Here is a 13,503-nt window from a genome sequence, read left to right as displayed (position 1 = left end):
TATAGCGAACCCGGCGGTCGGTGACCAGGACCTCGGCGCCTTCCGGCAGGGTCCATCGCGGCAGCGACGACGCCTCGTCGAACGCATACTCCGCCACGGCGCAGCGGCCGTGCCACAGGACCCGCTCGCCGCTGTCCAGCGGTCCGAGGTCGGTGCCCGGTGCGGACAGGAAGTGCTGGTGGAACATGGTTGCCTTCCCCGTTCACGCCGCGGAGTAGGAATGCGCGGCCGAAACGATTACAGCCTTCTCCTACCAGTGTTGCCAGTCGTCCGACGCGAATCACACCGGGACTGGCGAAAGTGACACCGGACAGTGATGACCGGTGCACCATCGGCCGATTAAACCACTACTTTCGGTTACCGAAAAGGGTATCCGGTGGCGGTGGGGAGGCGACTGCCACGGCATCCGGGACCGGGGCCGCGCCGGCCGCGAAACGATCAAGATCGATCTCCACCCTCCCCGGGAACCAGTCGCCGGCCGCGCGCCTGGTCAGCTCGGCCACCGGAGGCGGGGTCCGGCCGGCGAGCACTACAAGATTGCCGAACCGGCGGCCGCGCAGCACCGCCGCGTCGGCAACCAGACAGGCCTGCGGCAGCACCGCGCGGATCGTGGCGACCTGAGCACGGGCGTGCCGGAGCGGCGGGCCGTCGGCGATGTTGGCGACCAGCCAGCCGTCCGGGGCGAGCACCCGGGCCACCTGCTCGATGAACTCGACCGAGGCGAGGTGCGCCGGGGTACGGGCGCCGGCGAAGACGTCGAGGACGATCACGTCGTACCCCGCGTCGCGCATGCCGGTCACCGCCTCGCGCGCGTCACCCACCCGGACCCGGATGTTCGCCCGCTCCGGCAGCGGCAGCTCGCGGCGGACCAGCTCGACCAGCGGACCGTCGATCTCCACCACCCGTTGCGCCGAACCGGGCCGGGTCACCGCCAGGTAGCGCGGCAGGGTCAGCGCACCGCCGCCCAGGTGCAGCGCCCGCAGCGGCCGGCCGGGCGCGGCGGCCAGGTCGATCGCCGCGGCGATCCGCCGGACGTACTCGAACTGGAGGTGCGTCGGGTCGGCCAGGTCCACGTGTGACTGCGGGGCGCCGTCCAGGAGCAGGGTGAACGCGGTGTCCCGGTCCGGGTCCGGGACCAGCTCGGCGACGCCCGAGGCGACCGTCTCCACCCGTCCCCGCGACGCCTTGCGCTGTGCCATCCGGCCATTGTCCCGGGAGCAGCTCGGTAGCACCGCGGCGGGAAGCCGATGCCGCCGCGGAAAACTTCCGACGTTTGGCATGTGAGTGTTTTCGAGCAGCTTCTGCAGCGGCGGACCGCGCTCGGCGGCGCGGCCGCGGCCGGTGTCGCCACCGTGCTGGCCACCGGAACGCCCGCGCACGCCGACACCGAGTTCCACGCCACGGTCGAGCCCGGTGTCGAGTTCCCTTCGGACCCGGCCGCCGATCTCCTGCCCGCCGACCCGCTGCTGCACCTGCTGCGCCGGGCCACCTACGGACCCAGCCCGGCGTCGATCGCCGAGATCCGCAAGCTCGGTCCGGCCGCCTGGCTGGACCGGCAGCTGAACCCGGCCACGATCGCCGACCCGGTCGCCGACGAGCTGCTCGCCCGGCTGCCGCTGGCCGGCCTGAGCATCGCCGAGATCCGTGCCAGGGTCGCGGCCGGGCAGCTCAAGCAGTACGACTGGACCCCGATGTGGCAGCTCAGCTTCGCCGCCCCGGCCCGGGCGATCTGGAGCGAGCGCCAGCTGTACGAGGTGATGGTCGACTTCTGGGCCAACCACCTCAACGTCACCTGCCCGTACGGCGACGTGTGGGACAGCCGCACCGACTACGACCGGGCCGTGCTGCGCAAGCACGCCCTGGGCACCTTCGCCGACCTGCTCAAGGCCTCGGCCCGGCACCCGGCGATGCTCACCTACCTGGACAACCGGTTCTCCACCCGGCTGGCGCCGAACGAGAACTACGGCCGGGAGCTGATGGAGCTGCACACCGTCGGCCTGGAATACGGCGAGGCGGACGTCAAGGATGCGGCGAAGCTGCTCACCGGACTGACCGTGGACACCGCGACCGGGGCGTACCGGTACGACGCGGCCGGCCACGTGGCCGGCGCGGTCACGATCCTCGGCTTCAGCCACGACAACGCGACCACCACCGGCGGCGAGGCGGCCGCCCTGGCGTTCCTCGACTACCTGGCCCTGCACCCGTCGACCGCCCGCCGGATCGTCACCAAGCTGTGCGTCCGGTTCGTCGCCGACGAGCCCCCGGCGAGCCTGGTCACCAAGCTGGTCAAGGTCTACCTGGACAACCGCTCGGCGATCGTCCCGGTGCTGCGCGCGCTGTTCACCTCCGACGAGTTCGCCGGGTCGGCCGGGGCCAAGACCCGGACGCCGCTGGAGGACCTGGCGGCCACCGTCCGGATCCTCGGCTACGGCCCGCCGCCCAGCGGGACCAAGACGTTCGAGAGCCTGTACTGGATGGCCCGCAACGCCGGGCAGGCGCCGATGTACTGGGGCCCGCCGAACGGCTACCCGGACGTGGCGGCCGCCTGGGCGTCGCCGTCCGGGCTGCTGGTCCGGTGGAACTTCCACCTGTCGGTCGCCGCCGGGTACTGGCCGGCCGACCTGGTCAAACCGGCCGATCTGCTGACCGGGATGATCGGCGCCCGGCCGGCGACGTACGCCGCGCTGATCGACGCGACCGCCGAGCGGCTGCTCGGGGTCCGGCTCGGGCCGGCGCAGACCGCGGCGCTGGCCGGTTTCTACGGCAAGACACCGGCGTCGCCACTGAAATCCAACGATCCGGCGGTTGGCTGGTTGTACCCGTACCTGATCGGCATGCTGCTGAACTCCCCGAACTTCGCGCTGAGGTGAAGACTGTGACCTGTTGTGAGATGAGCCGGCGCCGCCTTCTCCGGACGACGGCGCTGGGCGCGTTCGCCGGACTGGCCGGTTCGCAGCTCGACACCCAGCTGGCGTTCGCGGCCGACCCGGCGTACTCCGGCGACGTGCTGGTGCTGCTCTCGCTGCGCGGCGGGTTCGACGGGCTGTCCGCGGTGGTGCCAGCCGGTGACCCGGCGTACTACGCCGCCCGGCCGACCATCGGGGTGCCGAAGGCGCAGCTGATCGGTGGCGGGACGTTCTTCGGACTGCACCCGGCGCTGGCGCCGCTGCTGCCGTACTGGACCGCGGGCTCGCTGGCCGCGGTGCACGCGGTCGGGCAGCCGGCCCCGAACCGGTCGCACTTCTCCGCGATGGAGGAGCTGGAGCGGGCCGCGCCCGGCACCTCCATCCGCACCGGCTGGCTGAGCCGGATGCTCGGCTCGCTCGGCGCGAACGACCCGTTCGACGCGATCGCGATGGGCACCGCCCGGCCGGCCCGGCTGCTCGGTGGGCCGGCGCCCTACCTGAGCCTCACCTCGATCGACGGGCTCGCGCTGACCGGCGACGACGCGGCCAAGCCGGTGGCGGCCACGATGGCGGCGCTCTACCAGGGCGCGCCGGCGGCCCTGGCCCAGACGGCCGGGCAGCTGACCGGGGCGCTGGAGCGGGGCAGGGAGCTGCGGACGGCGGGGTACACCCCGGCCAACGGCGCGGCGTACCCGGCCACCGAGCTGGGTGCGGCGCTGCGCGACGTGGCCCGGCTGATCAAGGCGGACGCCGGGCTGATGACCGCGACGGTGGACTCCGGCGACTGGGACATGCACGAGAACCTGGGTATCGCGGCGCCCGGCCGGCGGATGCACGACCAGCTGAGCAAGCTGGCCGCCGCGATCGCCGCGTTCGCCACCGACCTCGGGAGCGAGGGGCTGCGGCGGGTCACCCTGGTCACGATCAGCGAGTTCGGGCGGCGGGTGACGCAGAACGGGTCGGCCGGGCTCGACCACGGGTACGGCAACGCGATGTTCGTGCTCGGGGGCGGGGTGCGCGGCGGTCAGGTCTACGGGACCTGGCCCGGGCTGGGCGCGGCGCAGCTGCGCGACGGCGATCTGGCGGTGACCACGGACTACCGCGCGGTGATCGGGGAGATCCTGCGCGCCCGCTGCGAGGTCGGCGACCTGTCCACGGTCTTCCCGGGCGTCGCGGCGTCGTCGCTGGGCCTGGTCACGGCTCGCTAGAAACGGTCTTAATTTCACAAAACCCATATAGGGCGCAAGGCCGCTGTTTCACACTGTCACCGACATCTTACGTACGGAGGTGACGGTGACCAGCAACGTGTTGGCCGAGCTCATCGGGGGGCAGCGGCGCCCGCCCGGCCCACCGCCGGCCCTGGAGATGCCGGCGATCCTGCACGCGGCCCGGCATCGCGCCGGGCCGCCGCTGAAGATCCGCCGGCACACCTCGGAGGAGGGCCTGCCGTTCTGGCGGTGGGACTGCGAGAGCTGCGGGGAATACGGCGGTGGCCGCCACCATCCGGACGCGATCCTCCGGGCGACGCGGCACTGCCACGAGCACCCGGAGCACCGGTCGTCGCTGCTGCCGCCGGCGTCCTGCCGTCAGCCGGACACGTACCTGCCGTTGCATCCGATGCTCTACGCGCTGGACGACGACCCGCCGCCGGAGCCGCTCAACGTGTGACCGGAGCCTGCCGCTGCCGCGATGTCGCCGCATACCCTCGCGGATCCTTTTCGGTACGACTCGGAGTCGCGTGGCAGCCGGCCCGCGAGGCCCGGCCCGCTCCGGACCGTAGCGCGTGTCGTGCGGGCTCGCTCACCCATCGCCGTCCCGCCCCGAGCAGGCTGGGCAGCGCGAGCCGAACCGGGCTGGCGCCCATGGCCCTGTCCCGTGCCTGGACAGGGCCACCAGGTCCAGCCGTGATTGCCGGGCTGGCGCTCATGGCCCTGTCCCGTGCCCTGATAGGGCCACCGGGTCCAGCCGCGATTGCCGGGCTGGCGCTCATGGCCCTGTCCCGTGCCCTGATAGGGCCACCGGGTCCAGCCGCGATGGCCGGGCTGGCGTCCATGGCCCTGTCCCGTGCCCTGATAGGGCCACCGGGTCCAGCCGCGATGGCCGGGCTGGCGTCCATGGCCCTGTCCCGTGCCCTGATAGGGCCACCAGGTCCAGCCGCGATTGCCGGGCTGGCGCTCATGGCCCTGTCCCGTGCCCTGATAGGGCCACCAGGTCCAGCCGCGATTGCCGGGCTGGCGCTCATGGCCCTGTCCCGTGCCCCGATAGGGCCACCAGGTCCAGCCGCGATTGCCGGGCTGGCGCTCATGCCCCTGTCCCGTGCCCCGATAGGGCCACCAGGACCAGCCGCGATGGCGCGGTGGCCCGGTGCGCCGAAACCGCGACCGGCCACCAGCCCGGCCGTGACCGGGGAGAGGGTGGGCTCAGGGCTGGGTGTCGCCGGCCCCGGTCCGCTTCTGCGCCTCGTCCACACCCCGGTCGACCTGCTCGGAGTACTTGTTGCCGGTCCGCTGGTCCACCTGGTCGCCGGCCTTCTCCAGCCCCTGGTCCACCTGCTCGTCGTGCTCGTCGGCGAAGTCCTTGGCCTTGTCGAGGAAGCTCATCGTGCGGTTCCCTTCGCTGGTTCGTCCACTTCGCTGTTCCGCTTACCCAGAATTCCGGCAACCTTGCGGAACAGCGGGTCGTCGACCACGGCGTCCAGGTCGGGACGCAGCGGGATCCGCCAGTTCGGATACTCCTCGAAGGTGCCGGGCAGGTTCGGCTGCCGCGTCTCCAGCAGCACGTCGTAAAGCGAGGCGGTGACCAGCCGGCACGGTGTGCGGGCGAGGAACTCGTGCATCGCCACGACGACGTCCTCGGTCCGTTCCGAGTCGAGCAGGCCCTCGGAGCGGAGCAGTTCCAGCAGGGCGGCCTTCTCCGCCTGCCAGGTGGCCCGTTCCTGTTCGACCGTGCCGGCCAGCTGGCCCAGCCTGGCGCGGACCTCGACCTGTTCGCCGGCCAGGAAGCCGGCGGCGGTCGGCAGGTCGTGAGTGGAGATGCTGGCCAGCGCGTTGCGGCGGTAATCGGCGGACGGGCGGAACTCGCCGGTGTCCCAGTCCCGGGTGAACCAGAGCACGGACGAGCCGAGCATGTTCATCCGTTCCAGCGTGTCGGTCATCTCCGGCAGCACGGTGCCCAGGTCCTCGCCGATCACCACGGCGCCGGCCCGCTGCGCCTCCAGGGCCAGGATGCCGAGCATCGCCTCCGGGTCGTAGTGCACGTAGGTGCCCTCGGCCGGGCCCATTCCCGGCGGCACCCACCAGAGCCGCCACAGTCCGGCGACGTGGTCCACCCGCAGGCCGCCGGCGTGCCGGAAGATCCGGCGCAGCATGTCCCGGTAGGCGGCGTACCCGGTGGCGATCAGCGTGTCCGGGCGCCAGGCGGCCAGTCCCCAGTCCTGGCCGAGCTGGTTGAACGCGTCCGGCGGGGCGCCGGCCCGGACGCCGGGGGCGAGCGAGTCCTGCAACAGCCACCCGTCGGCGCCGGACGGGTCGATGCCGACGGCGAGGTCGAGCACGATGCCGACCGGCATGCCGGCGGCCGCCTCCCGGGCCGCGTCCAGCTGCTGCTCGATGAGGTGCTGGATCCAGGCGTGGAAGGCGATCCGGTCGCTGTGGAACGCGCGGACCTGCGGGGAGTCCGGGTGGCGCAGCTCGGCGGGCCACTTCTGCCAGTCCGGGCCGTGTATCTCGGCGAGCGCGCAGAACCGGGCGAAGTCGGTGAGGCCGGGGTCGGCGTCCAGGTCGACCGGCTCGGCGAGGGGCCAGAGCAGTTCCAGGGCGGCGAGCTTGGCGGCCCAGACGGCGGTGTAGTCGATCAGCTCGGACGGCGGCGGCTTGAGGCCGGTAATCCGCTCCTGGAGGGACGCGTCCGCGCGAGAGAACTCCGGGATGTCGGAGATCCGCAGGTAGAGCGGGTTGGCGAAGCGGCGGCTGGACGGCGAGTAGGGCGAGGCCGGCACCGGCGGCACCGGCGTGATCGCGTGCAGCGGGTTGAGCAGCACCAGCCCGGCGTCGCCGCACTGCTGGACGAAGGTCCGCAGGTCGCCCAGGTCACCGATGCCCCACGAGTCGGCCGAGTGCAGGGCGTAGAGCTGGACCATCCAGCCCCAGGTCTCCGGCGGTTTCGGCAGTTCCTCGGGCACCACGACGACGGTGGTGCCGTCGCCGAGCCGGTGCCAGCCCAGGGGGAGGTCCGCCAGCGTGTCGACGGTCCGGGTGGTGCCGTCCTCGAGGGTCAGCTCGGCCGGTCCGGGCAGGGTGTGGCGCTGCCCGAGGCGCAGGACGATGGTTCCCTCGGGCTTCTTCACCGCGGCGGGCGGCGGCGCGGACGCGTCCACGCCGAGCAGGCCGAGCACCCCGATCACCGACTCCGGGGCCACCTCGGTCCGGCGGCGCTGGTAGTTCTCGTACCAGGTGGCCACCCCGTGCGCGGCGGCCAGCGCCTCGAGTCGCGCGTCCATCCGTACCCCTCCCGTCGGTGCCGGGTCATTACCCGGGTTGATCGGTGGTTACTCGCTGTGCGTTCGTTGCTTCCATCGGCCAGCATGGTGCACATGGCTGACGTGGTGAAGTGGTGGTCCCGGCTGACCGCCGTGCTGACCGGCGCGGTGCTGGCCCTGGTGGTCCCGGCGCACGCCTGGGCGGCGAGCCGGGGAGTGGACGACGTGATGATCGAGGCGGCCAAGCGCCGCAGCCGCAGCCGTGGTGGTTTCGGGTTCTTCTTCGTCGGCGGGCTCTGCTGCCTGTTCGTGGTCGCGGCCGTGGTTCTGGCGATCGTGTTGATTTCCCGTAATCGCAAGCGGCGCTGACGACTCCCTGCCTAGCTTGGGAGCATGCGGACGCGGAGCAGGCGATCGATGGCGCTCGGTGGCGGGATCGCCGTGCTGCTCGGCATCCCGCCCGCCGTCGCGGTGGCCGCGAACGCGTCGGCCGACGTGCTGCTCAGCCGGGGCCGCCCGGCGCTCGCCTCGTCGACGCTGAGCGTGGCCTGGCTCGCCTCGGCGGCGGTGGACGGTGGCGCCGGCACCCGGTGGGCCAGCGGCGCCGGGCCGGGCACCCAGTGGCTGCGGATCGACCTGGGCGCGGCGCAGCAGGTCAGCCGGGTGCGGTTGCACTGGGCCTCGGCGTACGCCAAGGGCTATCGGGTGCAGCTCTCCGACAACGGGGCGACCTGGACGGACACGTACCGGACCACGACCGGCAACGGCGGGGTGGACGACCTGCGCAACCTGACCGGCCACGGGCGGTACCTGCGGGTGCTGGCCACCCAGCGGGCGACCCCGGGTGGGTACTCGCTGTGGGACGTGCGGGCGTACGGGCCGGGGCCGGCGGCCCGGGTGCCCGAGTCCGGCGCGGCGCCGAGCGCGGCGACCCCCGCGGTGGCGGCCGGGCTGACCGTGAGCGGCAAGAAGGAGACCGCGTTCGAGCTGGTCTCCAGCGCGGAGAACTCCACGCTGAACTGGCGCGGCGAGTTCGACTACATCGAGGATCTGGGCGACGGGCGGGGCTACACCGCCGGGATCGTCGGGTTCTGTTCCGGCACCGGCGACATGCTCGACCTGGTCACCGACTACACCCGCCGGTCGCCGTCGAACAAGCTGGCGACCTACCTGCCGGCGCTGCGGGCGGTGGACGGCACCGACTCGCATCGGGGACTCGACCCGGGCTTCGTGCCGGCCTGGCGGGCGGCCGCCAAGGACCCCGTCTTCCAGCAGGCGCAGCAGGACGCCCGGGACCGGATGTACTTCACGCCGGCGGTCCGGCTCGCGCAGGCGGACGGGCTGCGGGCGCTGGGGCAGTTCGCGTACTACGACGCGGCGGTCATGCACGGCGTCTCCGGGCTGCGGGCCGTCCGCGAACGGGCGGTCCGGGCCCGGAAGACGCCGTCCCAGGGTGGGGACGAGATCGCGTACCTGGGCGCCTTCCTGGACGCCCGGGACGCCGAGATGCGGCGCGAGGCGGCCCACAGCGACACCACCCGGGTCGACACCGCGCAGCGGGTGTTCCTGCGCGGCAGCAATCTCGACCTGGTGGCGCCGCTGACCTGGCACGTCTACGGCGACAAATACACGATCAAACGCTGAAGACCAGTTTTCGGTACGCCCTCAGCTCTTGGTCCATTTCTGGTTGGCCGTGCCGGCGCAGTCCCAGAGCTGGAGCTGGGCGCCGTTGGCCGCGTTGTTGTCCTTGATGTCGACGCACCGGTTCGCCGAGACGTTGACCAGGTCGCCGGCGCCGGACAGGGTGAACCGCTGCACCGGGTTGCCGTTGCAGGTGACCAGCTGGATCGGGGTGCCGTTGGCCAGCGCGCCGCCGGCCGGGTCCATGCACTTGCCGAGCGCCCGCAGGGTGCCGTCGCTGTTGAAGGTCCACTTCTGGGCGCCGCTGCCGTTGCAGTCCCACATCTGGAGCCGGGCGCCGTCGACCGCGTTGCCGCCCGGGATGTCGATGCAGCGGCTGTTCAGGTTGCTCTTCAGCGCGTTGCCGGTGGACGGCGGCGTGGTGCTGGTCGTCGAGGTGCTGACGTGCACGTAGTCGATCAGCATCTTGCTCTCGGCCGGCAGGCTCGCCGGGTTGCCCTGGCCGAAGTTACCGCCGACCGCCAGGTTGAGGATGATGAAGAACGGGTGCTCGTAGACCCAGTTCACGTTGCCCTTGGCGGCGCGCAGCGAGTCCGGCGTGGCCCGGAAGTACTCCTGGCCGTCCACGGTCCAGACGATCAGGTTCGGCGACCAGTCCACCGCGTAGTTGTGGAAGGCCTGGTACCACGGCGAGCCGGCGACCAGCTGGCCGCCGTACGAGCTGCCGCCCGAGTAGCCCGGGCCGTGCAGGGTGCCGAACAGCCGGTTGGGGTCCCGGCCGACGACCTCCATGATGTCGATCTCGCCGTCGGTCGGCCAGTTGCCGCCGCCGAGCATCCAGAACGCCGGCCAGAGGCCGGAGCCGTTGGGCACCTGGATCCGGGCCTCGATGTGCCCGTACTGCTGGGTGAACTTGCCGGCGGTCTGGATCCGGCCGGAGGTGAACTGGCAGGTGCCGTTCCAGCAGTCGTTGTGTCCGCCGCTGCCCTTGCGTGCCGTGATGACCAGGTGTCCCTGGCCGTCCATGGCGATGTTGCTGGTGCCGCTGGTGTAGTACTGCAACTCCTGGTTGCCGAAGCCGCTGCCGCCGGTGTCGAAGTTCCACCGGGAGGTGTCGACGCCGGTGCCGGCCGCGCCGTTGAAGTCCTCGTTCCAGACGACGGCCGCTTCCGCCTGGTCACTGCGGGAGGCGACGGTGAGACCGGCGCCCAGGGTCAGGACGACGACGGCCGCCGCCAGGAGAAATCTGGACTTGCGCATGGGGGAGACCTCCGGGGGGAGAGGATGCCGTTACTCCAAACAGTCTTTAAAGACAGACTGTTCTCGGTCAATGGAGACGGGTTCCGGAACCACCGGATAACAGAGATTGCGCGGAGATTTCGTCAGAGTTTCTCGAACAGGGCCGGCACCAGGCCCGGCTGCCAGCCCGGCAGGGCCGTGTGCATCGCCTTCACTTGATACGTGGCGCCGCGATAGGTGACGTGATCGCCGACCTGATACGTGGTGTACCTCTTCCACGGCTTGGCCACGATGACCTTGGCCGTGACGTTCACCGAGTCGATGAGGATCCCGCTCGAGTAGCGCCCGCCGCCGCCCAGGTTCAGCGCGAGCCGGAACGGCTGACCGGCCGTGTCCGGGGTCAGCCGCAGCACCTGCCGGCCGTCCACCGACCAGACGAACGAGGTACGCGTCCAGTCGATCGCATAGGTGTGGAAGTCGTAGTCGTCCACGCCGTCGTCGCCCAGCGTCTCGACCGAGCCGCTGACGTACTGCCCCTGGTCGCCGAGGATGCCGAAGGTGGCCCAGGCGCCGTTCGCCCGGCCGGCCCGGACCCGCGCCGAGGCGTGCCCGGTGGCCTGGGTGAACGTGGTCGCGGTGTACAGCCAGGAGTCGAGGACCAGGTGCCCGTCCCCGTCCAGCCACGGGCCGCCGGTGTCACCGGCCCACGCGGTGGTGTTCACCCCGGTGCCGCGCTCGCCGCCGAAGTCGTCGTTGAAGACGGTCTTGCTGACCGTCTCGGCGTGCGCGACGCCGGACATGGTCAGCCCGGCGGCCGCGACCGCGGCCGCCAGCAACGACCGCACCCATCGTGCGCCGTGCCCCATCCCCACACCCCCACCTCGCGTTCTGCGCACCGACTCTGCACAGGGAGGGGTGGTCCGGGCAAGGGCGCTGCGGACTCGTTATTGATCCCTTACCGTCACTCGTAGTCCGGAGCGCGGGTCTCGTGCATGGCGAGCTCCTCGGCGCTCGCGCCGCCACCGGCCGCGCCGGCGTCCCAGGCCACGCTCTCCGCCTCGTCGTCGAGGCCCGACCCGCCGTCCGGCGCGACCAGCCGGCCGACCCGGCCCGGGCTGTCCTCGTCGAGCTGGCCGTCGTCGTAGAGCGAGACCGGTGAGTCCGGGTCGGAGGTCGGGCCGTCGCCCCACACGTCCCGGTCGAACCGCTCCCGCTCGGAGTCGTCGACCGTCTCGTCGAACGGGTCGCGGCGCGGCGGGTTCGGGTTCTCGGCGCCGAAATCCGGTTCCTCCTGGCGCAGTCGCCGGTCGAGCCCTTCGCCCTGGCGCGCTTCCTCCGCGGTGTCGCCGAACCGGTTCGACCCGCCCGGACCGGTCCCGGCCAGCGCGGCCGGGTCCGGGCCGTCGGCCCAGCGGCCGCTGTCCACCTCGTCGTACGCGGTGGAGTCGTCATCGGCGGTGTCCGGCAGCCCGGCGGACTCCGGGTCGGTCACCTCGGTGGGGTAGTCGTTGTCTCGCATGCCCGCCATGTACCCCCGTGCCGGGCCGGTCATACGTGATCGGTCACGGCTTCAGCCGGGCCCAGACGACCTTGCCGCCGGTCAGCGCCAACCGGCCCCAGCGTTCCGACACCGCGTCGATCAGCAGCAGGCCGCGGCCGCCGTACGCGGTCGGCGCCACCGGGCCGGTGAAGTCGGGCAGCACCGGCGAGCCGTCCCGCACCGCCACGCTCACCGTGTCGCCGTGCCGGGCCAGCAGCAGCCGCATCGCGGTGTGCGCGTGTGCCACCACGTTGTTGACCATCTCGGTGGCCACGATGCAGGCGTCCCCGGCCACCTCGGCCAGCTCCCAGCGCAGGCAGGTCTCGGTGATCAGCTCCCGGGCCCGGCGGGCCGCGCCGACGAACGGCTCCAGCTCCAGGCTGACCCGGCGTCCCGAGTCGGCCGGGCCCAGCGCGGCGAACGCGCTGGCCTGGTCCGCCCAGATCGGCCAGCCGGTGGCCGTCCAGGCCGCGCCGTTGCCGTCGGCGTCGCCGATGCAGCAGAGCGCGAGCCGCGCTGCCGGCCAGTCCCGGGTCTCGTCGAGCACCTCACGCAGCACCGAGAGCGCGTCGCCCTGCCTCACCCGCAGGCCGGCGACGTCGACCACCACCGCCTCCGGCTGGCCGGCCAGCACGTCGAGAAGCGTGGCGCGGACCGGGGCGGCGGTTTCCGTGTCGAGCACTCCGGTCAGCCGGACCAGGGGAAAGCTCTGGTCGCGGTCCACCAGGTGTCGAACCTCGCTCGGCATGATCGCTCCATTGTGCATAACGCGTCCCCGCCGCGCACCTCGGCGAGCAGCGGGCCGGACCCTCGGGAACCGGACATATGCCCTTCGCGGGTATGCAGTGGGAGTACCCCATCCGGGTGCTCTCATGCCAAGGCGATCACCCGCGCGGGGTCAGAGCGGTGAGCACGCTTTCGTGGAGCAGGCCGTTGGTGGCGATCACCGACGACTTGTCGGCACAGGTGCGGCCGTCCAGGTCGGTCACCTTGCCGCCGGCCTCGGTGATGATCGGGATCAGTGCGGCCATGTCCCACAGCGACAGCTCGGGCTCGACCATCGCGTCCAGCGCGCCCTCGGCCAGCAGCATGTAGCCGTAGAAGTCGCCGTAGGCCCGGCTGCGCCACGTCCCGAGCAGGATGTCCAGCATCTGCGGCAGGCGGCCGTTGTCCTGCCAGCCGTTCAGGCTCGCGTAACAGAAACTCGCGTCGGCGAGCCGGCGGACGCTGGAGACCTCGATCCGGGTCGCCGCGTGCTGGTGCCGGCCGGCGAACGCGCCCAGCCCGCGCCCGGCCCACCAGCGCCGGCCCAGCGCCGGGGCGGAGACCAGCCCGACCACCGGGGTGTCGCCCTCCATCAGCGCGATCAGGGTGGCCCAGATCGGCACGCCGCGGACGTAGTTCTTGGTGCCGTCGATCGGGTCGATCACCCAGTGCCGGCTGCCCGGACCGGCCGCCGCCTCGGACCGGCCGAACTCCTCGCCCAGCACGCTGTCGCGTGGCCGGGCCCGGGCCAGGGTGGCGCGGATCGCCCTCTCCACCGCGGTGTCCGCGTCGGACACCGGGGTCAGGTCGGGCTTGGCCTCCACCTTCAGGTCCAGCGAGCGGAACCGGGCCATCGCGATGGCGTCGGCCGAGTCGGCGAGGGTGTGGGCGAGAGCGAGATCGTCGGCATATCCGGCCATGCGAAAACTGTACTG

At 72.2% G+C, this 13,503-nt stretch carries 13 protein-coding genes; 5 read left to right on the top strand and 8 right to left on the bottom strand.

Annotated elements, in window-relative coordinates; genetic code table 11:
• Positions 1 to 347: 347 nt before the first annotated feature.
• Complete coding sequence (locus Aiant_RS16910; protein ID WP_189328589.1) at positions 348 to 1,199, bottom strand: spermidine synthase; 852 nt, start codon at positions 1,197 to 1,199, stop codon at positions 348 to 350.
• Between the two features lie 81 nt (positions 1,200 to 1,280).
• On the opposite strand from Aiant_RS16910, the gene Aiant_RS16905 reads away from it, so the two are divergent.
• The 3 genes from Aiant_RS16905 to Aiant_RS16895 all read left to right on the top strand — a co-directional run bounded on the left by Aiant_RS16905 (position 1,281) and on the right by Aiant_RS16895 (position 4,574).
• A complete protein-coding gene (locus tag Aiant_RS16905; protein ID WP_229829820.1) occupies positions 1,281 to 2,870 on the top strand; it encodes a DUF1800 domain-containing protein in 1,590 nt (529 codons plus the stop codon).
• A 20-nt stretch (positions 2,871 to 2,890) separates the two neighbouring features.
• The gene (locus Aiant_RS16900) at positions 2,891 to 4,114 is read left to right on the top strand and encodes a DUF1501 domain-containing protein (protein WP_189328591.1); all 1,224 of its coding nucleotides are present in this window, start codon (positions 2,891 to 2,893) and stop codon (positions 4,112 to 4,114) included.
• A gap of 85 nt (positions 4,115 to 4,199) precedes the next feature.
• The gene (locus Aiant_RS16895; protein ID WP_189328592.1) at positions 4,200 to 4,574 is read left to right on the top strand and encodes a hypothetical protein; all 375 of its coding nucleotides are present in this window, start codon (positions 4,200 to 4,202) and stop codon (positions 4,572 to 4,574) included.
• A gap of 752 nt (positions 4,575 to 5,326) precedes the next feature.
• Here Aiant_RS16895 and Aiant_RS16890 read toward each other — a convergent pair.
• Together Aiant_RS16890 and malQ are read right to left on the bottom strand one after the other, a co-directional pair.
• On the bottom strand, positions 5,327 to 5,506 hold the full coding sequence (locus Aiant_RS16890) for an antitoxin (RefSeq protein ID WP_189328593.1): 180 nt from the start codon (positions 5,504 to 5,506) through the stop codon (positions 5,327 to 5,329).
• Positions 5,503 to 7,404: a 4-alpha-glucanotransferase gene (gene malQ, locus Aiant_RS16885; RefSeq protein WP_189328594.1), complete on the bottom strand. Its 1,902-nt coding sequence runs from the start codon at positions 7,402 to 7,404 to the stop codon at positions 5,503 to 5,505. Before malQ ends, Aiant_RS16890 begins: the two co-directional genes overlap by 4 nt.
• 93 nt (positions 7,405 to 7,497) lie before the next feature.
• On the opposite strand from malQ, the gene Aiant_RS16880 reads away from it, so the two are divergent.
• On the top strand, positions 7,498 to 7,752 hold the full coding sequence (locus tag Aiant_RS16880) for a hypothetical protein (RefSeq protein WP_189328595.1): 255 nt from the start codon (positions 7,498 to 7,500) through the stop codon (positions 7,750 to 7,752).
• A 24-nt stretch (positions 7,753 to 7,776) separates the two neighbouring features.
• Positions 7,777 to 9,027, top strand: coding sequence for a chitosanase (locus Aiant_RS46525; protein ID WP_280528267.1), 1,251 nt, complete (start codon positions 7,777 to 7,779; stop codon positions 9,025 to 9,027).
• Positions 9,028 to 9,048: 21 nt separating this feature from the next.
• On the opposite strand, the gene Aiant_RS16870 is transcribed toward Aiant_RS46525, so the two are convergent.
• The 5 genes from Aiant_RS16870 to hisN form a co-directional block, all read right to left on the bottom strand.
• Positions 9,049 to 10,284, bottom strand: coding sequence for a glycoside hydrolase family 16 protein (locus Aiant_RS16870; protein ID WP_189328596.1), 1,236 nt, complete (start codon positions 10,282 to 10,284; stop codon positions 9,049 to 9,051).
• Between the two features lie 122 nt (positions 10,285 to 10,406).
• Complete coding sequence (locus tag Aiant_RS16865; RefSeq protein ID WP_189328597.1) at positions 10,407 to 11,129, bottom strand: carbohydrate-binding protein; 723 nt, start codon at positions 11,127 to 11,129, stop codon at positions 10,407 to 10,409.
• 95 nt (positions 11,130 to 11,224) lie between these two features.
• A complete protein-coding gene (locus tag Aiant_RS16860; RefSeq protein WP_189328598.1) occupies positions 11,225 to 11,782 on the bottom strand; it encodes a DUF5709 domain-containing protein in 558 nt (185 codons plus the stop codon).
• A 43-nt stretch (positions 11,783 to 11,825) separates the two neighbouring features.
• Positions 11,826 to 12,551 (bottom strand): ATP-binding protein, encoded by a 726-nt coding sequence (locus Aiant_RS16855; protein WP_229829821.1) that lies wholly within the window; start codon positions 12,549 to 12,551, stop codon positions 11,826 to 11,828.
• Between the two features lie 136 nt (positions 12,552 to 12,687).
• Positions 12,688 to 13,488 (bottom strand): histidinol-phosphatase, encoded by an 801-nt coding sequence (gene hisN / locus Aiant_RS16850; RefSeq protein WP_189328600.1) that lies wholly within the window; start codon positions 13,486 to 13,488, stop codon positions 12,688 to 12,690.
• Positions 13,489 to 13,503: the final 15 nt, after the last annotated feature.

The sequence above is a fragment of the Actinoplanes ianthinogenes genome (assembly GCF_018324205.1).
GTDB lineage: Bacteria > Actinomycetota > Actinomycetes > Mycobacteriales > Micromonosporaceae > Actinoplanes > Actinoplanes ianthinogenes.
The sequence above is the reverse complement of the archived record's forward strand: the minus strand, read 5'-3'. Positions and strand labels throughout refer to the sequence as shown.

Coding starts and splice junctions, on each gene's coding strand:
- Aiant_RS16910 (WP_189328589.1), bottom strand. CDS start 1,199: ATGGCACAGCGCAAGGCGTCGCGGGGACGGGTGGAGACGGTCGCCTCG.
- Aiant_RS16900 (WP_189328591.1), top strand. CDS start 2,891: ATGAGCCGGCGCCGCCTTCTCCGGACGACGGCGCTGGGCGCGTTCGCC.
- Aiant_RS16890 (WP_189328593.1), bottom strand. CDS start 5,506: ATGAGCTTCCTCGACAAGGCCAAGGACTTCGCCGACGAGCACGACGAG.
- malQ (WP_189328594.1), bottom strand. CDS start 7,404: ATGGACGCGCGACTCGAGGCGCTGGCCGCCGCGCACGGGGTGGCCACC.
- Aiant_RS16880 (WP_189328595.1), top strand. CDS start 7,498: ATGGCTGACGTGGTGAAGTGGTGGTCCCGGCTGACCGCCGTGCTGACC.
- Aiant_RS46525 (WP_280528267.1), top strand. CDS start 7,777: ATGCGGACGCGGAGCAGGCGATCGATGGCGCTCGGTGGCGGGATCGCC.
- Aiant_RS16870 (WP_189328596.1), bottom strand. CDS start 10,284: ATGCGCAAGTCCAGATTTCTCCTGGCGGCGGCCGTCGTCGTCCTGACC.
- Aiant_RS16865 (WP_189328597.1), bottom strand. CDS start 11,129: ATGGGGCACGGCGCACGATGGGTGCGGTCGTTGCTGGCGGCCGCGGTC.
- Aiant_RS16860 (WP_189328598.1), bottom strand. CDS start 11,782: ATGCGAGACAACGACTACCCCACCGAGGTGACCGACCCGGAGTCCGCC.
- Aiant_RS16855 (WP_229829821.1), bottom strand. CDS start 12,551: ATGCCGAGCGAGGTTCGACACCTGGTGGACCGCGACCAGAGCTTTCCC.
- hisN (WP_189328600.1), bottom strand. CDS start 13,488: ATGGCCGGATATGCCGACGATCTCGCTCTCGCCCACACCCTCGCCGAC.